Here is a 20,043-nt window from a genome sequence, read left to right on the forward strand (position 1 = left end):
AATGTTAAAAAAAACAGAACGAGATTGGAGTGTCCAATCTCGTTCTGTTTTTTTAAAGGTTTTTATTCATACTATCATGGAACAATTTCAAAAATAGTGCCTTGGTTAAAATCAGTTACTTTCATAGAGCCATAAACCCCTAAATAAAGTCTGGTTTGATCCAGATTCGTTCCCAAACTAACATAATAAGATGATTGCGACCCGAAATTATAATCGGTTTCAATTACACTAAAATCATTTAGTTTACCATCTGTTCTTAACCTGGTATAAGCTAAAACCCCTCTAACCGGAGGGCGAGATTCTTCATGTCTCGCAAGATCGGTAAACACAACGCTTCCCGTTAAATTGGGGATTCCATTCCCCATATAGGCTTGCACTCCTGTAAGTGCAGTTCCTCCAAACTTATCGGGCCTTTGATCTTTATGAAAATAACTAGTTAGGGGCTGAAGTCGCTTCACTGACGATATTACTGCTTCATCGTAATACGCAATTATTTTCTCATCCAAGGCCGGATTTTCAGAGCAGCCCCTTATAATCGAAGTAGGAAATGCACCTTCCCATCCTCGCCAGCCCAGGTTTATCAATCCTTCTTGGATTGGTTCAGTGTTTCTTAAAGATGCTTGAACAAGCTGAGTAACTGGTATTGGTTTATAATGAACAAATGAAAAAATCGACTCGACCAAATCCTGTCCGACATTTCCCACATATTTGATGTACTGATTATAAAATCTTTGAAATGAAATGCCTGGTATATTGCGGACTCCTTTGGCAATTACCGTAAGCGTTTCCTGAATAGGTGCGGGAAGTTCATTAAAGCGAGTGACTACGGGTGGATGATAGACATTAGTATTTTTATCTACATCAATTTCAATTATTTTACCAGCTAATTCCATAGGATCCTGGCTTAAATTAAAGGGATCATAACCTGCTCCACCATCTCCTGTTGTTAAAACAAGTTTCCCTGTTTCTGGTGAAAAATTTAAGTTATTTACACCATTATGATTAAAAAAAGGCCTTCTTATGTTAAGTAGGGTCCGTCGTTTTTGAGGTTGACCATTCGATTGTAAAATCCATTCCTCAACTGTATCAATGTGATCATATTTAGTTTCTCTATTTATCCATTTTAGGATTAAGGTTTTGGGATCACATGGGTCAGGCTTAAAATGTTCAGAAAGAGCACCTGGACCTTGTGTTCCAGCTACTGAATAATGAAGATAAAACAATCCAGTACTATAAAATTTTGGATGAAATGCGAGCCCCAGCAATCCCCGTTCATCATATCCACTACCAGAAACACCTTGTTCAGAAGTACCTAGTTTAATGATTTGCGGGCGAATATCTAAAAAAGTCATCAAACTTGAGTTTCCTATGTAAAAGATCTCTCCTACCTGGGTTGCAATAAATAATCTTTCAATGGAGTCTCCCGGAAGGATTGCTGTTTTCATAACAGTGGGTAAATTTAACTTAGTAACAATAGGCCGTAAACGAACCTTAACTTTTTTCACCCAACATTACACTCCTTCATTTTGTTTTCTTTTTTTAAGAATATGATTGGAAATGTTCTATTAGTACCAAGTAAGGGCGGAGGAACCGGATAAGCATCGTAATAAATTATAATATGTTGTTTTATTACCCTTTAGCAGCTGGGAATTATAGTAAAAAACTTTCATTTACCAACCATATCTCAACTAGTTTATAATAAAAGGATGTCCATATGGGACAGTAGGAGTAGATTCTTAAAGGCTAAGAAGTTTTAAGTAGGTGAGTACAATCGATGTTATTGAAACACGGGTGAGAGGTTTTATAGCTGATATTCAACACCCGAAACAAAAAAAGAAAATAAATATGAATGATTTAGAAATTCAGTTGCGAAAGCTTTTGGATGACTATTTTGAAATGGATGGTTATTCGCTGTTCTATCGTGCCATTGAAACATTACAAGGAGAGGGACAACTTATCCCGATTCAAAATAATCAATTCAATGGAAGAACACCGGCTCTGCCCTTATATTATTGGGTTAATATAAAAGTTCAGCCAGCCAAATGGGATCGTCTTGAGATGATGAATTTAGGTGATCAGTTTGATTTTTCTTTTTATGAACGGCATCCCGAATGGCAAACGAGGGACGAGTGGAATCGAATCCAGAATGTATATACTTTTCTAAAGTTCAGTCAGGAACGGGAAATCGTGTCATTCGAAGAAAGAAGTCTGGAGCTATTCGGCCATGAAAAGTTCTTACTAGACGGTAATAGTTTTCCTGATGGAAAAGGATTTTTAGCTAGAATTGGAATATCAGAAGATCGTTTAAAAATGGTGAATTACGGGGAGCCTTTTGTATTTTGGATGAAACAAGGGAAAGAAATAAAAGATATTCAAAGGGTACTGATTGTCGAGAATCTATCTTTCTTTCACACTGCCATTAAGTTATTAGAAGCAAATGAACTCGATTATGAACCTGAACTGATTATTTATGGTGAAGGGACCAAAATTGAACGGAGCCTTTCCTTTTTCTTTCGAATGTTTCCGCCGAAAGCCTACCTTTTCTATTATGCAGGTGATTTGGATGCCGCAGGGTACGCGATCCTCTTTCGGCTAATAGAAAAATACCCAGAATGCTGTATCCAGCCTGCTTTAAAAATTTATCGCAAAATGCTAGAATGTCTAGAACAAAGGAATGAACAGAAACAAGGTCAGACACAAAACACCAATTATCGGGATTTATTCTTTCATTGGTTTACTGAAGAGGAGCAAGCGCTATTAATGCAATTATGGCAGGAAAATAAGCGGATCCCTCAAGAAGTTTTAACGATAGAAACCTGGAGGAGATGGATGTGAACGAGTCATGGGAAGGATTCGCACTAAGAATGCAACGATTAAATCCACTGTTCGAGCTTGGGAGGGGGATGGAAGTAGGTGAGCTGAAACCTCATATCCAAACCATTCTCATGCAAGTGCTCCTCACCATCTTTTATCGAGAATTAAATGATGATGATAGTAGACGGAAATCGGATATCAAGTATATGGTCGAAGACTCCATTAAGCACATGAAGCTTTTAGCAGACGATAAGCAAATTGAACGGATTACTGGCGGGCTCCTGTATCAGGGGAAAGAGGAATATAGTAAACCGTTTGAAGCCTTATATTATGATGAAATCAGACAATCCTGGGAGAAACAGATCTTCCGCTATGTCACCATGGATGAATTATATACGAATTTAGAGATTGGCGGATCCATTGTATATAAACTCACAGATGTCGCTCAGGAAATGATTTTTATGAGCAGGGAAATGGCAGAGGAATTCTCAATCACCATTGAACAACTCTACAGTATGCAGCTGATTAAAAATGGTAATTTCAGAAAAGCCACAAGAAACCTCGATCACCTCATTTCACGAGTAAACCGCTTAATGGCAAATGAATTCACATTTCAAAAGGAAATGATCAACAATCCCAAAATATTATTGATGGAAGAGGAATGGCAAAGAGCTGATAATCGAGTTGAAATTGAAAAGCAATTTGAAGAAGAAAAAAATCACTTCCGTACCATAACTAGTATGATAGAAAAGACAAAACGAAGGAATGAAGAAGATGATTATATCCAAAAAGAATTGATTCTTCTCCAAGAAAAGATTGGCCATACAAGGCAATTGCATGACCGATTTGCAAAACTGGTCATTCAAAATATTTCATATGAGATGAAATTAAAGGCAGAAAATCCTTCTTTATTTTGGGAAAACAGTCTGGTTTCATTTCGAGAGCATTTTTATGAAAATTGGTTTATGAAGGAAGGCGTTCATCGCTTTTCCGTTATCGAAAAAGTCCTTTCTCCTTTATTTTCACCGAAGAATGAATTTATTTTGCCGCTTGATTGGATTTGGGGTGAACAAGAACTCAATGAAAAACAAATTAGCGAAACTGTTTTGGAAGATGAGGTTGAGGAAAGCATTACACGTAAACGCGTGACCAACTGGGATTCTGTTATTATGGCCTGGAGTTATGTGTTCCAATTTTTACAAACACACGGAGAGTTTTCGTTAACAGATGTAAAGGAGCTGCCATTGGAAGTGCAGGATTTATGGTTTGAGGAATCTGAAACGATCGATTTGTGGATGATGTTCGATAAAAAGCCGCTAAAGGTTCAAGTGCTGCATCGAAAGGAAGAAACATTAAACGATGAGAGAGAAATTCTTCTATACAAACTAATGAAGGAATATCCGCAATTTCAAGTGTTTGAAGGCTCGAAAATTTTTACGGAGTTTGATCATCGAGCGGAGCCTTTTCTCTGGTATCAAATGAAAATGACCCCTTTTAAAATATGTGTACAGGAGGAGAAAGGATGAATGCAGAAAGTGTCAAAAGGGCTTCAGCTGTCTATTTCTCGTTGTTAAAGGATAAAGTAATCGACGAAACGAGTGAGCATTTCCAAACGTATTTTGATCCGGAAGTGAGACAGACGGTTCTTCTATTAGCAGACGAATCAGGTACATATATTATTGAATCGCCTAAACGCATCCAGTTAGTTGTCCAGCCAACAGGGTCCGTCTTTGCTACGAATTTTACCCATTTGAAAGAAAAGCATCGGCAAATAGAAACGAAAAAACATTTTCATCTTATTAGCGTTGTCATTATGTCTTTTTTAGCAGCCATCGATCGCAACCAGGCTGCAAAAATCCGCACGAAACGGGAAGGAATTAGCTACTACGCATTAGAGCGGCAAGTCAACGACTTAATGGGTAAGTGGGATAGCATTCTTAAAGCTAAACCGACTTTCGGAGAAGAAGAGCGAATTGATATGAAGGAAGTGGTGACAACTTGGAAATACATGGAGGTTGATACGGACGATTTTGGGGTGAAGAAAGGCAATAGACGAACCAGAATCGGTTTAATTGCCGGCGCTATGCGTTTATTGGAGACGGAAGGGTTAATAGTCATACTTGATCGAGACGATATTCCAAAGGTGATTCCAAAACAAGAGCTTTCCGAGCGGATTGAATACCTGTATCACGATTATGATCGGTATGAAGTGTTTAAAAAATTAATGAATACAGAGGAGGATCTGCATGCCGAAAATCCATCGAATTAGAATTGTCGGCCTGAAATATGATGGCATGCAAAAACAATATAAAGACACAACGTTTAATTTCCATAATGAGGAGACATCCACAAATGGCCTTGTTGCGATGATGAATGGGGGCGGGAAAGGTGTGTTCCTTCAGACCATTTTCCAAATCCTCAAACCTGGAACCTCATGGGGAAAACAGAACAATCGTTATTATCAGCAGTTCTTCTTTAATAATAAAGAACAATTTATTCCCTATACCTTTCATGTTGTTATCCAATGGGAATTAGACGGTGCTGACCGCACCTATCTGATTACCGGAGGAATGTTCTCAGCCGAGCAGCGGATTTCGATGAGTGAAGAAAGTGGTAATGAGACTAAAACATTGGAACAGGAGGCAAAGATTCTTCCTGCTATTACATTCTATACAAGAGAATTTGAACGGAAAGAAGATGCAGCACTTGAGCATATACCACTCTATGAAAATGGTGAGGTTGCTGAAACAGAAAGTTTAAAGGACTATTTAAAATGGAATGGATATGACGTTTACAAAGATACGAAGAAGCACTATCGAATTCTTGATTCATACGGAATTAACCGTAAAGATTGGGATATTATGAAGGACATTAACAAGGATGAAGGTGGCGTCGGGAAATACTTCGAGGGAGCTGAGGATGATCATTCGCTGTTCCAAAAACGAATCATTCCTACTGTGAGTCAGGTCTTACTTCGAACTGAGCATCAAAAGAACGATCTTGTCGAGATTTTCAAGAGTCAGGCTAGTATTGCGAAGGACCTTCCTGTTCTCTTAAAAAGAGAGCAGGCCCATAAAGAGTTTTTAGAAGACATTGTCCCGTTTGGAGAGCATTTAGCTAAAGGGGTTGAACATAAGGAAATTGTTCAAGCCAGTATCCAGGCAGGAAGACAACTGCTTGGTGCGTTAGAGCATTTGAAGCAAGCGGAAGAGGAAACGCTGCTTACTTTAGCGAAAGATCTAGAGAAATTAACGATAAGACAAACAGAACTACACTATCAAAAAGACAATTTAGAGTATGCAAAAGCTCACAGAGAGGTATTGAACTGGGAAAAGAAATTAGTGGAAGAAAGGAAGTTGCATACTTCCTTACAAGATATCGTAGGGCAGAAACAGAAACAAAAAGAGCAGCTGGACTTTCAAGTTTTATTGAAAGAGTGGAGTGAAAACGAACAAAGTATTCGTACGCTTTCACAGCAAATGGCAATATTGGAGCAAAATAGCGGCTTAGATCAAGTGAACCAAAGAATGGATGAAATCAAACAAGAAGCTAGAAAGCAATGGGAGCATGCGTATCAATCCATTCAAGAAGCTGTTAAGCAGTATTTGGGGTATCAGAAGTTTTTAAAGAAAAAAGGTACGGAGCTTTCCGGGCTGGATAAACAAAAGATAAAAGACCTCGCACAGCTTAGTTCGGAAATTGATTTCCTATACACGCAAATTCATACCTATGAATCTAAGGAATCTGCACTGATCAAAGAATTTGGAGACCGCTTATCCTATGATTTTAAGGGGTTGATTGAGAGTTTTTCAAAGCAAATTGAAGATAAAAAGGCCAGATTAGGAGAGCTGCAAGCAAAGGATAAAGAGTCTCATGAAAAGCAAAATCAACTTGCCACTTCACATGGTACTCTCGTCCAATCGATTCAGTTTTCAGAAGAAAAATGTGAAGACTTAAAATTAGCAAACCAAAAACAAAAGGAAAAAGAAGCAAAACTGTCAGACAAGCTTCATGGTTTACTAGACATTGTCACGGCACCGTTTACTCACTCGCTTTTATCGAAATATAGCTTACAGATAGAAGAAATACTGCTTAATAACCGACAACAAGCTGAACAATTAAAAAAAGAACTTTGGGAAACACAACTGGACCATTCCTTAAATGATGAACCCTTCTGGATACCGAATAAAGATGTGAAGGAATTAAAGGAGTGGATCGATGAGAAGACGGGGATTGATGTATTTTATGGAACCCAGTTTCTCCAATCTTTAAGTACAGAGGAAATGGCAAACTGTCTAATAGCCTATCCGCTGCTTCCGTATGGGTTGATCGTCAGTCATCATCAATGGCAAAAGATTAATCAGCAGGTTCTTTCAGGAAGAATGTTCAAGAGTCCTGTACCGATTTTCATGCGGGAGGAAATGAATAACGAAAAGCAGCCATCATCCTTTGTGATCATTAATGGAACCGAAAAAGAGCTTTTAAGTGAGAAAAATCAATTCACCAACTGGAAAATTAAGATTTCTAAACAAATAGAAGAGAAGAAAGATGCACTCATAGAACTAGAAAAAACAGAAACCTCTTTGCGTAGAATTTTGAAAGAAATGGATCGTTTTTTATCAAGTGATCTTTCTAGTGATATTGAAAAAGCTGTCAATCAGGAACAAAACGCTCTTCTTTCTAAGAAAACACAGTTACAGGAAATCATCACACGAGAACAAAAGGAAAAAGATGCTCAGCTTGAGTTAAAAGAACAGCTAGAAAAAACAATAGGCAGAATAGAAAAGCTTACACAAAATGTAGAAAGATTAGAGGATTTTGATCAAGAAAAAACGCTTCATCAAGAAAATCTAAGGGTGAAAAGTGAGAAATTAAAAGTAAAGGAAGGTTTGATCGTTCAGCAGCAAGAAATCGAAAAAGAGCACCATACTATTGCTGACTTGCAAAACCAGTGGAGTCAAACCTATATAGAATGGAAGCTAGCAACCGAACAAAATATGAAGGAAATCAGATTGTTTATTGAAGATGCGGTTTTTCCTGCTAATGAAAAAGCGGAGATGTCTGAAGAGGTTCCGCGTTTATCACTACATTTATTAGAAGAGATCAACAATAGTATCGAAGCGCTAAAGCAGCTTCAAAAATCCAAAGAAGAACAAGCTAGAGAATTACTCGTTATTCAAGCAAAAAAAGAAACCGAACAAAAACAGCAAAAGAAATTAGAGAAAAAACTCCATACGCAAAACGAGGCGTGGAAGGACGCTGCGGCACCTGATGAACCTTTAAGTATATTAGAAAATATGCTTCAAACGGCACAGAAGGAAGCAAGGACTGCTGAAAAAGAAGAACGGGAGAAAGGAACGGCAGTAACCGTAGCAGAAACATCATTACAGCATGCGGCCGAACAGCGTGAAAAGGCAGGAAAGAAAATTGCAAAACATGAAAAACAACCGGAAGAATGGGAAGATCTCGACTTAGAAGTGAAGGCTGTAGAAATTAAAGATCAAACAAAAATAACCAAAGAGGAAGTAAAGCAGACTGAAAAACGCCAAAAAGAAACTGAAACAAAAATTGCGGGTTTTGAAGGGGATTTGTTAACCTTATCCGTTATTCTAAAAGAAGAAGCGGCAGCATTTACGAATCAGGATGTAGAAAAAATTAAAAGCCAAGGCAAAGCTTGTATCTTATCTTGGTGTGAAGAACATCAAAAGATTCAGGAAGAAGGCCAAGAGAAGCATGCGAAAATCGATCAGTCTCTACGTAATTTAAAGCTTACGATTGAAGGGAAAGAGTGGGAGATTCGTTTCAAAAATGAAGTATTAACAACACTTGACCATATGGATACTAGGCATTATTCGCATATCCAAACAATAGTTAATAATATGAAGCGTTTTTCCAAAAGTGGATTGGAACAATTAGAACGCGACAAAGAAAGGGCAGAAAAGGCGCAAAACTTCTGGGCCAGCCGTGCCAGCATGAAAGTAATGAGCATTTCAGAAGCGATTCGTTCCATGATTGCGAAAATGAAACTGAAAAATGAACGAGGATCCTTTCCGCTTGTCCAGCTCAAAGAGGATATCCTGCCAAAAATGGCTGAAGATATCGAACCGCTCTTGAAGCAGCATTTTGTGGCTGCTATTAACAAAATCACGAAACAATTTGATTTGATTGATGATCATAATCGAGCCTTAGATGAAGAAATAAAACAACTCATTAGTGATGAGCAAATTTTATTTGTATCCCTTCGAAATCGCTATCCAGAGCTTTTGGTTTATAATATGCGAACGGATAATGCCTTCATGTACGGGAAACCGCAAAGAGAGCATTATTCAACCTGGCAGACGATTAATCAAGGTTCCAAGACGAAATCTGATGGCAGCGGAGGACAAAAGCTATCGGCTCGAATGGTGATGATGATGATGTTATTATCGGTTAAGAGCGAAACAGATCAAAGCTGGGTTCCTTTGGTCTGTGATAATCCGTTTGGACAGGCAGCATCGGCACATGTCCTTGATCCGATCTTTGCCGTTGCTGAAAAACTGAAGTTTCAATTCATCGTCGTCACTCCGCCCGAACTGGTGAAAACAGAAATCAGTCAAAGATTTGCTGCCTATTATAAATTGGACTTCATACGTGAAAAAGGTAAAGAAATTGTAACGGACACAATTGTTCCGGCATTTCGGATTTACCAGGGAGAAGAAGTCGTTCAGGGAAGGTAAAACAATTTGATAACATAGTATGAAATAAGGGGTGTCCCGAAAGAAGGGGACACCCTAAAAGTTTTGTCCGATCCTATTTTACCTTTTGATTTGTTTATTAAATTTGATATAATTGTACAATATTTTCACATCATAAGGAGAAACATCATGAAGTTTTCTGGAAAGCAAGTGGTCTTTATTAGTTTTATGTTATTTTCTATGTTTTTCGGGGCTGGCAACCTGATTTTTCCACCATTCCTTGGTCAATCGGCAGGTGCGCATTTTTGGACAGCTCTAATCGGTTTTATAGTTTCTGCGGTAGGACTCCCTATTCTAGGTGTGATTTCCGTTGCGATGGCTGGAAGTTTTAATGATTTAAACCAAAGAGTTCATCCTGTTTTTGCTTTGGTTTTTCCATTTTTAATTTATATTGCAATCGGTCCGGGACTGGCCATACCTCGTGCAGGTAGTCTTGCCTTTGAAATGGGTGTAGCACCATTCTTGCCGGAAGCTTTGATGGAAAGTCCAGTTTCCTTGTTCATTTATAGCATCCTCTTTTTTGGACTTGTCACATGGTTATGTATGTATCCTTCCAAGCTAATTCACCTATTTGGAAAACTTTTGACCCCTATATTATTGGCTTTGATTGCTATCATTTTTATCAAGAGCCTAATTGATCCAATAGGTCCCCATGGAGCACCTAAAGGGAATTATCAGATAAGCCCGGTATTTCAAGGTTTTTTAGATGGTTATTTAACCATGGATGCATTGGCAGCACTCGCTTTTGGGATTGTGATTGCCAATACTTTGACCGCACAGGGTGTCCTGGATAATAAAAAAAGATCAGTTTATATGATGTACGCTGGTTTAGGTGCAGGTTTGTTACTTACGTTGATTTATCTTATTTTAGGCTATTTAGGTGCAGCAAGTTCTTCATTAGGACAAGCAGAAAATGGGGCCATCATTTTATCTAATGTTATGACATATCTTTTTGGACAAAGCGGTACGCTTCTTTTAGGGATAGTCTTTACTCTAGCCTGTTTCTGTGTATCTATAGGTTTAATTACCTCGTGCAGCCAATTTTTCTCCAATGCTCTGCCAAGAATCACATATAAAATGTGGGTCCTGATCGTAGCCGTTCTTAGTACTGCTATTGCCAATTTAGGATTAACACAAATCCTGCAAATTTCGGTACCCATCCTTGGCATGATCTACCCAATTGCCATCGTTCTTATTTTCTTAGGTCTATTCGATAATATTGTTAGGGGAAAACGATATATTTATATCAGTGTAATCGGATTTGTGGCCATTTTTAGTCTCTTGGATACAGTAAACAAGACATTTCTCGGAAATAAATGGAGCAATGCTTTTGGAATCCTTCCTTTTTATCATGAGGGAATTGGATGGATCATACCGGCGCTAATCGGTTTAATAGTTGGCTATCTTATGGGAATGTTTAAAGGAGATACTTCTTTTCCTGAAAAAACTGCATAGGGGAAGTAAAAATCTCACTAATCTTTGGGTTAGTGAGATTTTTTTGGAGAAATTTGGCCTTTGGTTATTAATTAATGGATTTGGATACTTTAATTAATGAAACGTTTTTTATGAGGACGGATTGAGGTGTGCAAAAATGAAGGCAGTTACTTATCAAGGACCTAAAAAGGTAGAAGTGAATCAAGTTGATGATGCAAAGATAGAGGACAATGAGGATATTATCGTTAGTATAACATCAACAGCCATTTGTGGGTCGGATTTACATTTATATCAAGGGAATTTCCCCTTGCCGCCAGGGTACATCATCGGCCATGAACCAATGGGGATTGTCGAAGAGGTTGGGCCGGGCGTAACGAAGGTAAAGAAAGGGGATCGTGTGGTCATTCCGTTCACTGTTTCGTGCGGACATTGCTTTTATTGCCAGCATGAAATGGAAAGCCAATGCGACAACTCTAACCCACACTATGATTCAGGTGGGTATTTTGGATACTCAGAGAAGTTTGGTAACCATCCAGGCGGGCAGGCAGAATATTTAAAAGTTCCATTTGGGAATTTTACCCCATTTGTTATTCCTGAGTCGTGTGATCTAGAGGATGAATCCCTGTTATTTTTATCCGATGTTTTGCCTACTGCTTATTGGAGCGTTGAAAATGCCGGTGTAAAAGCAGGCGATACTGTTATCGTACTCGGCTGCGGACCGATTGGCTTAATGGCTCAAAAATTCTCTTGGATGAAAGGGGCCAAACGAGTCATCGCGATTGATTATTTAGATTATCGGCTTGATCATGCAAAAAAAATGAATCAAGTTGAGATTTATGAATTTACAAAATACCCTGATATGGGTGAGCATTTGAAAGAAATTACCCATGGTGGTGCTGACGTAGTCATTGATTGTGTAGGGATGGATGGGAAAAAATCACCGCTGGAATTTTTGGAGCAAAAATTTAAACTCCAGGGCGGAACGCTAGGGCCCATTCAGATTTCAACAAAAGCCGTTAGAAAATACGGGACCGTTCAAATGACTGGCGTTTATGGCGGAAATTATAATGCTTTCCCACTAGGGGCCTTTTGGGTTCGAAATATTTCCCTAAAAATGGGTCAGGCACCAGCACGGCATTTTATGCCTGGACTATTTGAGAAAATAATGAACAACGAATTTGATCCAAAAGAGATTATTACTCATAAATTATCCCTTGAGGAAGCTGAACACGGCTATAGAATCTTTAATAATCATGAAGAAAATTGCATTAAAGTGATTCTAAAACCATAGACTCTTGAATTTGTTGTCAAAAAGGAATCCAAAAAAGCTTATAGACCTCTCGAGAATGTAGAGAATGTCTATAAGCCTTTTTTTGGATTTTATTTGTTTGGATTAAAGTTTTGTAACTCTTTGCGAGTTCCAGGAACTGTAACTGCACCTGATTTAATCTTTTCAATCCATTCATTAACCGCTGCATCAATTTCGTCTTTGTTCGCGGCTTTTGCATTGATAGGAGCTAATCCAACACCATCTTCAGCTAACCCATATAACGTAACTTCGCCGCCAGGAAAATGGCCATCTTTTGTTTTTGTTGCGAGGTCTTTAACTGCTACATCAACTCGTTTAATTGCTGATGTAAGAACTACATCTTGACCCATGTCAGCTTGGTCGCGGTCAACACCAATCGCCCAAAAGTCTTTTCCAGGGTCTTTAGACTTACGATCATTGGCTTCTTTAAAAAGGCCAACACCAGTAGCGCCAGCAGCGTGGAAGATGACGTCCGCACCGGAAGAATACATTTTAGAAGCGATGGCTTGTCCAAGTTCAGCCTTGTCAAACGCACCAGCAAATTGAACGTCAACTTGAACCTCTGGTTTAGCAGCCTTAACACCAGCTAAGAAACCAGTTTGGAACCGTTCGATAACAGGAACGTCCATGCCGCCAATAAACCCAATATGATTAGATTTTGTTGTTTTAGCCGCTGCAATTCCTGCAAGGAATCCGGCTTCCTGCTCCTTGAAAAGAATGCTTGCAACGTTTGGCAGCTTTACTTCTGCATCAACAATCGCAAATTTAGAATCTTTTTGTTGATTTGCAATTTCCTCAACCGCTGATGGCATTAAGAAGCCAATCGCGTAAACTAAGTCAAAGCCTTCACGAGCAAGTTTATTTAAGTTTGTTGTATAATCGGCATCCGATTTAGAGGCTAGGTAATCATACCCACCCTTACCTTTGGTTAATCCATTTTCTTTACCAAAATTTTGGAGACCCTCCCAAGACGATTGATTAAATGATTTGTCATCAACACCGCCAATGTCCGTAACCATTGCGACAGAGAAGTGATCTTTGTTGTCTCCACCTTTAGTTGTATCGTTGCCCTTGTTATCATTCCCTTTTCCACAAGCACCTAAAAGTGTACCTGCTGCAATTACTAGTGATAGTGCTATTCCCAGCTTACGTTTTTTCAAGATATGTGCCTCCTTAGATGTTGGTTAATAAGTATAAACTATTGTTTATAATATAAACTTTCGTTTGTATTATACTTCTAATAACTATTCAGGTCAATTTATTTTGTCCGTACCACACTCAATTATCCATAATTCTAGTTATGTTCTTAAAAACCTCCATTTCTTATGGTGAAGCGATTATCTAAATACGATATTGATTCTTGATTAGTTGGTTATGAATGGTGAAGGGTTTGGAAATAACAGTTGAAAATTCGGGGAAAGAGCTCATTTTTAGGAATGGTCATAAAGTTTTTTTCGTTGAAAAGTAGACAGAATTACCCCTCCCACAATAAATAAAGAACCAAAAATTTCTGCGCCAGTGATTGGCTTGGATAACAATATGAATCCCATGACCATCGCCACAAATGGTTCTAAATTAGATAATATGGATGCATTTGAAGCATGAACATGTCTAATGTTGTTATTCCAAATCAATGTTGCGATTCCATGGACAATTATGGCGGTTCCGATCAGTAAGGTCCAATCGGGTATTTGAGAACTGACACGTAAGGAAGTGTCTAGTGAAAAAGCAAAAGGAATCGACACGATAAAGCCAATAAAATTGGAATATAACGTAATGGTAAGTGGATCGATTCTTTGAGAGAGGAGCCTCGTCATAATAATCATAATGGCGAATGTCACCATCGTTAAGACAATCCATAATAGTCCACTTTCTAAATGGATGGAAGAAAAATTGCCTTTTGTTACAACAAAGTAAATACCAATGATGGCTACAATAGACCCCATCGCCATACGCATGGTTAATTTTTCATTCAGAAAAATAGCAGCTAAAATACTTGTGACTATGGGAGTAGTAGCTAAAATTAATGCAGATGTTGTGGGATCAGCAGTTTGTAATCCTGCAAAAAAGGACCATTGGTTTATAAAAACACCCACGACTCCCAGAAAAAAAACCATTAGAAAATCTTTTTTATTCAAAGGTTTAAAGTGTTTCTTGTATAAAGAAAAGCCAGTTAAGAAAACAACAATAAACAAAAGTCTAAGCATCGTTAATAGAGCTGGAGAAAAATCCCGAACTAATATCTTCCCAAATACAAAATTGCTCCCCCAAACGATTACACATAAAGTTAACAAAGTATATGCTTTTAACAAATTTGCTTCTTCCCTTCCTACTTAAAAAATGCCAACTGTCCTATTTTAACATAATATTTACTGAACACTATTGATTAAGTTTGAAACAATGCATTCGTTTCTTCCTTTAAATGTGAATGATTTTTGAAAGAACACATAAAAAAATTCCAAATACTGTTTAAAATACATGAATTATGGAGAATTTTATGGAAGTGTGGAAATTTTACACAGAACAATATGAATGACAAATTTAAAGGAGACTCGGGCGATGTTATTAGTACCACGTGAAATAGACAAACTGATGATTGTTGTGGCGGCTGATCTTGCTAAAAGAAGAAGAGAAAGAGGATTGAAGTTAAATTATCCTGAAGCAGTAGCGCTTATTACTTACGAAGTGTTAGAAGGGGCACGGGATGGAAAAACCGTGGCGGAATTGATGGAATATGGCGCTAATATCTTATCACGTCATGATGTAATGGAAGGTATTGGGGATATTATTGATGATATTCAGGTAGAGGCTACTTTTCCTGATGGAACAAAACTAGTAACGGTGCATGATCCAATTCGCTAGCAATGATGGGAGGGATACAAATGGAAATGGAACCAGGTCAATTGTTTTTGAAAGAGGAACCGATTATTTGTAACGAGGGTAGAGATTTATTCCGGATAAAGGTAACGAATACCGGAGATCGACCGGTTCAAATAGGTTCACACTTTCATTTCTTTGAAGTGAATGAATCCCTTAAATTTAATAGGGATGACGCATTTGGAAAACGATTGAATATCCCGGCAGGTGCGGCGGTGCGCTTTGAACCGGGTGATGAAAAGGAAGTTGAATTGGTGAGCTATGCGGGAGAACGCAAGGTTTATGGCTTTAACAATAAAACGGATGGATCTGTTGAAGGAGGGTACAACAAGTGAGCTTTAAAATGACACGGAAGCAATATGCCCAAATGTATGGACCAACTACAGGGGATTCTATCCGCTTGGCAGATACAAATTTATTCATCCAAATAGAAAAGGATTTTACCACATATGGTGAAGAAGTTGTCTTCGGGGGCGGAAAAGTCATCCGTGATGGAATGGGGCAGCATCCTCTAGTAACAAGAGGGGACGGCATCCCTGATGTTGTCATTACGAATGCAGTTATTTTAGATTATACAGGGATTGTCAAAGCAGATATCGCTATTCGTGATGGAAAAATAGCCGGCATTGGAAAAGCCGGAAATCCATTGATTATGGATGGTGTGGATATTGTCATCGGGGCCTCAACAGAAATCATTGCCGGAGAAGGCATGATTGTAACAGCGGGTGGAATCGATACACATGTCCATTTTATCAATCCCGCACAAGTAGAAGTGGCACTTACAGGAGGACTTACAACGTTAATTGGCGGCGGTACAGGTCCATCAGCAGGTTCAAGGGCTACAACCGTTACCCCGGGTGAATGGAATATTCACCGCATGCTTGAGGCAGTTGAAGGACTTCCGATTAATGTAGGGTTAACAGGAAAAGGCCAGGCAGCAACAGAAGAACCATTAGCAGAACAAATCCGTGCAGGGGTCATTGGACTGAAGGTTCATGAAGACTGGGGAGCAACTGCTTCTGCCCTAGACTATTCGCTCCGGGTTGCCGATCAATATGACGTTCAAGTAGCACTGCATGCGGATACTCTTAATGAAGGCGGTTTCGTAGAAAATACGATGGCAGCCATTAAAGACAGGGTTATTCACATGTACCATACAGAAGGGGCAGGCGGCGGACATGCGCCTGATTTAATTAAATCGGCCAGCTTTATGAATGTGCTGCCTTCCTCCACGAATCCAACGATGCCATATACTGTGAATACGGTTGATGAACATTTAGATATGCTGATGGTCTGTCATCACTTAAATCCATCCGTCCCTGAAGATATTGCCTTTGCAGATTCACGGATTAGAAAAGAAACCATCGCAGCTGAAGACATCCTTCAGGATATGGGGATTTTCAGTATGACCAGTTCAGATGCACAGGCCATGGGGCGAGTTGGGGAAGTAGTCATCAGGACATGGCAGGTCGCAGACAAAATGAAGATGCAGCGAGGTTCACTTAAAGGGGACGGAAAACTTTCCGATAATAACCGGGCAAAGCGGTATATTGCAAAATATACCATTAACCCTGCGATAACACATGGAATTGCTGATTATGTGGGTTCTATTGAGGTGGGGAAAATTGCCGATCTAGTCATTTGGTCTCCCGCGTTCTTTGGTGTGAAACCGGAATTAGTAATAAAAAGCGGGTTCATTGTACACGGAATGATGGGAGATGCAAATGCATCTATACCAACTCCTCAGCCTGTAATTAGCCGCCCGATGTATGCTGCGACCGGGAAAGCTCTGGCAAAAAGCTCGATCACGTTTATTTCACAAGCCGCGTATGAAGGGAAGGTTCATGAAAAACTCGGGTTAGAGAAACTAATTCTGCCCGTGCATGGAATCCGCAAACTAACAAAAAAAGACATGAAGTTAAACTCTGAAACCCCTGAGCTGACAGTGGATCCTCAAACCTACGAGGTAAGAGTTAACGGGGAGCATATTACCTGTGATCCAGTAGACAAGGTGCCGATGGGGCAGCGATATTTTCTATTTTGAGGTGAGATGAATGTTAATTGAAAGAATTGAAACGAATATTGAACATATGGAAAAGGAAGAAATATTCCGTCGTCATATGGAAAAAGTTTACCTTGACAGTGACCACTTGGTAAAACGGATTCAGAGAGTTACGACAGACCATGGCAGAGAAATTGGCATACGTTTAAAAGACCAACGTGATCTTGTTGCCGGCGATGTATTGTATATGGATGAGAAAAATATGATCGTGATTGATGTGGTCGCGGATGATTTATTAGTCATCAGCCCGCGCAGCATCAAAGAAATGGGAACCATTGCCCATCAATTAGGCAACAGGCACTTGCCTGCCCAATTTGAAGATGATCTAATGATGGTCCAATACGACTATCTGGTGGAGGAACTATTAAAGGAACTAGATCTTCCCTATCAGCGGGAAGATCGAAAAGTGAAGCAGGCGTTCCGTCATATTGGTCATAGTCATGGATCATAAATTACTGTCATTATTACAGTTATGTGATTCAAACTTTCCTACTGGTGCCTTCAGTCATTCATTCGGACTGGAAAGTTATATCCAGGAGAATATGGTACATAATCATGAGACCTTTTTGCAATGGCTTGAAGTGTATATTTGCGAGCAGCTTATCAATACAGATGGCCTCGCCTGCAGGCTTGTATATCAGGCATTGGATGAGAAAGATTTACAGAAGGTATGGAAGCTGGATCGATTATTGAATGTGCAAAATTTACCCCGTGAAACAAGGGAAGGTACTCAGCGAATGGGTGAACGGATGTTAAATCTTGTTCAGACTTTATATGATATACCAAATTTCTCCGTTTATCGGAAAAGGATTGCGGCAAAACAATCATTCGGTCACCCTTCAGTTGTTTTTACCATGGTTGCCCATCATCTTAGTATTTCTAATTCAACGACGCTTTTGTTTTACTTGTATTCAGTCGTTTCTAGTCTCGTTCAAAATGCTGTTCGAGGTATTCCGTTGGGACAGACATCAGGCCAGAAAATCATTCGTGATGTACAGCCTAAATTAGTTGAAGCAGTAGAAACTGCTCTCCAACTGGAGGAAGCGGATTTTGGCACTGTTTCACCAGGAATTGAATTATCACAAATGAGGCACGAACGTGTAAATATTCGTATATTTATGTCGTAATAAAAGCGGAAGCGCCCTGGTCAGTGGCGTATGGCCTGGAGCACTCCAACTGAGATAAAGGAAACACGAAGAGCCTTAAGCGATTCGATGTTGACTTATCGTAGGGCGGAGAGCGAAGGACACTAGCCGCTAGGGCGCTGGAGCCAGACAATTCTCAAAGTCGAAATTTTAATTTTTTAAAAGAGAAAGGGAAGAGTTGCTATGGAACCAATTAAAATTGGCGTGGGAGGACCTGTTGGAGCAGGAAAAACCATGTTAGTTGAAAAATTAACAAGACATTTAAATGATGAAATTAGTATGGCGGTTGTTACGAACGATATCTACACAAAAGAAGATGCTAAATTTCTTATGCAAAATGGCGTCCTTCCTGCTGATCGAATTATTGGTGTAGAAACAGGCGGCTGTCCACATACTGCCATAAGGGAAGATGCATCGATGAATTTTGCGGCAATCAATGAATTAATTGAAAAACATCCTGATGTTGAGCTGATCTTTGTGGAAAGCGGCGGGGATAATCTTGCTGCAACCTTTAGCCCGGAATTAGTTGATTTCTCAATATACATTATTGACGTGGCACAAGGTGAAAAAATTCCGCGAAAAGGCGGCCAAGGGATGATTAAATCAGATTTATTCATCATAAATAAAACGGATTTAGCTCCACATGTAGGGGCAAGTCTGGAAATCATGGAATCAGATACAAAAGTCTTTCGCGGAGACAAACCATTTGCCTTTACAAATCTAAAAGACGATACCGGGTTAGATAACGTCTTAGATTGGTTAAAACACAATGCATTATTAAAAGGATTGGCATAAGATGAATGACTGGACTGGTGTCTTACAGTTAGAAGCGGAAGAAAGAAAAGGGAAAACGGTCGCGAAAAAAGTCTATTTCCGGGGCGCATTTAAAGTAATGCGCCCTATTTACCATGATGATTCTGGTCAAGCTTGTTATTATTTATTAAATCCCGGGGGCGGCTATTTAGACGGGGATCGCTACCAAATGAAGATCACATTAGGGGAAAATGCTAAATTGACTTTAACAACACAGGGCGCCACAAAGGTTTATAAAACACCAACAGACTTTGCATACCAAGAATCAGAAATACTCCTTGGGGCAGGAAGTTACCTTGAATATATTCCCGATCCGCTAATCGCCTATCAAAATGCAAAATATAAACAAAAAAATGTCATTCGCATGGATCGGAGTGCTACTTTTCTTTATTCAGATATCCTTACCCCTGGGTGGTCACCGGGGGGAGAGCGTTTTAGCTATAAAACTGTTCATTTATTAAATGAAATTTACATGGAAGATGAATTGGTAGTGTACGATCACATTAAATTAAAGCCAACTGAACAAAATATTAATGGACTAGGATTTATGGAAGGTTATTCCCATTTAGGTTCAATGATGGTAATAAGTGAGCAGGCGGATAGTACATTCCTCGATCAGTTATATACAACCTTTGATGAGAAGTCATATGATTGTAAAGTTGGACTTTCCTTACTGCCCGTAAACGGATTTACGATTAGAGTATTAGCTAATTCAACGCAAGTCATTGAAAAAATCTTTTCGGACATTCATCAAATGATTAGTTTGGAATGGTTTCAATCAAAGCCAAGCTCACTTAGAAAATATTAAGGGGGTATACGGCCTGATTTTTCTGGAAAAACTCTAAAGGGAAAAAC

16 protein-coding genes are annotated in these 20,043 nt (G+C 39.1%); 13 read left to right on the forward strand and 3 right to left on the reverse strand.

Translation table 11 applies throughout. The features are described from left to right. Nucleotides 1–74: 74 nt before the first annotated feature. Nucleotides 75–1,505, reverse strand: coding sequence for a PQQ-dependent sugar dehydrogenase (locus tag FAY30_RS09840; protein WP_149869712.1), 1,431 nt, complete (start codon nt 1,503–1,505; stop codon nt 75–77). 256 nt (nt 1,506–1,761) lie between these two features. On the opposite strand from FAY30_RS09840, the gene FAY30_RS09845 reads away from it, so the two are divergent. The 6 genes from FAY30_RS09845 to FAY30_RS09870 all read left to right on the forward strand — a co-directional run bounded on the left by FAY30_RS09845 (nt 1,762) and on the right by FAY30_RS09870 (nt 12,273). Continuing rightward, nucleotides 1,762–2,835 (forward strand): Wadjet anti-phage system protein JetD domain-containing protein, encoded by a 1,074-nt coding sequence (locus tag FAY30_RS09845; RefSeq protein WP_149869713.1) that lies wholly within the window; start codon nt 1,762–1,764, stop codon nt 2,833–2,835. Further along, nucleotides 2,826–4,340, forward strand: a complete 1,515-nt coding sequence (locus FAY30_RS09850; RefSeq protein WP_223820931.1) for a hypothetical protein — start codon at nt 2,826–2,828, stop codon at nt 4,338–4,340. Before FAY30_RS09845 ends, FAY30_RS09850 begins: the two co-directional genes overlap by 10 nt. Continuing rightward, nucleotides 4,337–5,083, forward strand: coding sequence for a DUF6063 family protein (locus FAY30_RS09855; protein ID WP_149869715.1), 747 nt, complete (start codon nt 4,337–4,339; stop codon nt 5,081–5,083). The genes FAY30_RS09850 and FAY30_RS09855 overlap by 4 nt, the downstream gene beginning before the upstream one ends. Then, a complete protein-coding gene (locus FAY30_RS09860; protein WP_149869716.1) occupies nt 5,061–9,530 on the forward strand; it encodes a coiled-coil domain-containing protein in 4,470 nt (1,489 codons plus the stop codon). Before FAY30_RS09855 ends, FAY30_RS09860 begins: the two co-directional genes overlap by 23 nt. Before the next feature lie 147 nt (nt 9,531–9,677). After that, nucleotides 9,678–11,003 (forward strand): branched-chain amino acid transport system II carrier protein, encoded by a 1,326-nt coding sequence (gene brnQ, locus FAY30_RS09865; protein WP_149869717.1) that lies wholly within the window; start codon nt 9,678–9,680, stop codon nt 11,001–11,003. A gap of 136 nt (nt 11,004–11,139) precedes the next feature. Continuing rightward, complete coding sequence (locus FAY30_RS09870; RefSeq protein WP_149869718.1) at nt 11,140–12,273, forward strand: zinc-dependent alcohol dehydrogenase; 1,134 nt, start codon at nt 11,140–11,142, stop codon at nt 12,271–12,273. A gap of 89 nt (nt 12,274–12,362) precedes the next feature. Here FAY30_RS09870 and FAY30_RS09875 read toward each other — a convergent pair whose 3' ends face one another. Both FAY30_RS09875 and FAY30_RS09880 read right to left on the reverse strand, forming a co-directional pair. Then, nucleotides 12,363–13,451: a BMP family lipoprotein gene (locus FAY30_RS09875; protein ID WP_149869719.1), complete on the reverse strand. Its 1,089-nt coding sequence runs from the start codon at nt 13,449–13,451 to the stop codon at nt 12,363–12,365. 270 nt (nt 13,452–13,721) lie between these two features. Beyond that, complete coding sequence (locus tag FAY30_RS09880) at nt 13,722–14,603, reverse strand: DMT family transporter (protein WP_149869720.1); 882 nt, start codon at nt 14,601–14,603, stop codon at nt 13,722–13,724. Nucleotides 14,604–14,850: 247 nt separating this feature from the next. Here FAY30_RS09880 and FAY30_RS09885 point away from each other — a divergent pair, with 247 nt between their 5' ends. The 7 genes from FAY30_RS09885 (at nt 14,851) to FAY30_RS09915 (ending at nt 19,996) form a co-directional block, all read left to right on the forward strand. Continuing rightward, complete coding sequence (locus FAY30_RS09885; RefSeq protein ID WP_149869721.1) at nt 14,851–15,153, forward strand: urease subunit gamma; 303 nt, start codon at nt 14,851–14,853, stop codon at nt 15,151–15,153. A 26-nt stretch (nt 15,154–15,179) separates the two neighbouring features. Further along, complete coding sequence (gene ureB, locus FAY30_RS09890) at nt 15,180–15,503, forward strand: urease subunit beta (protein WP_149872655.1); 324 nt, start codon at nt 15,180–15,182, stop codon at nt 15,501–15,503. Further along, the gene (gene ureC, locus FAY30_RS09895; RefSeq protein WP_149869722.1) at nt 15,500–17,212 is read left to right on the forward strand and encodes an urease subunit alpha; all 1,713 of its coding nucleotides are present in this window, start codon (nt 15,500–15,502) and stop codon (nt 17,210–17,212) included. Before ureB ends, ureC begins: the two co-directional genes overlap by 4 nt. A 10-nt stretch (nt 17,213–17,222) precedes the next feature. Continuing rightward, nucleotides 17,223–17,681, forward strand: coding sequence for an urease accessory protein UreE (gene ureE, locus FAY30_RS09900; RefSeq protein WP_149869723.1), 459 nt, complete (start codon nt 17,223–17,225; stop codon nt 17,679–17,681). After that, the gene (locus tag FAY30_RS09905; protein WP_149869724.1) at nt 17,671–18,357 is read left to right on the forward strand and encodes an urease accessory protein UreF; all 687 of its coding nucleotides are present in this window, start codon (nt 17,671–17,673) and stop codon (nt 18,355–18,357) included. The genes ureE and FAY30_RS09905 overlap by 11 nt, the downstream gene beginning before the upstream one ends. Before the next feature lie 201 nt (nt 18,358–18,558). Further along, nucleotides 18,559–19,170, forward strand: a complete 612-nt coding sequence (ureG, locus tag FAY30_RS09910) for an urease accessory protein UreG (protein ID WP_149869725.1) — start codon at nt 18,559–18,561, stop codon at nt 19,168–19,170. Between the two features lies 1 nt (nt 19,171). Further along, nucleotides 19,172–19,996, forward strand: coding sequence for an urease accessory protein UreD (locus FAY30_RS09915; protein ID WP_149869726.1), 825 nt, complete (start codon nt 19,172–19,174; stop codon nt 19,994–19,996). Nucleotides 19,997–20,043: the final 47 nt, after the last annotated feature.

The organism is Bacillus sp. S3, from assembly GCF_005154805.1.
Taxonomy (GTDB): Bacteria; Bacillota; Bacilli; order Bacillales; family Cytobacillaceae; genus Neobacillus.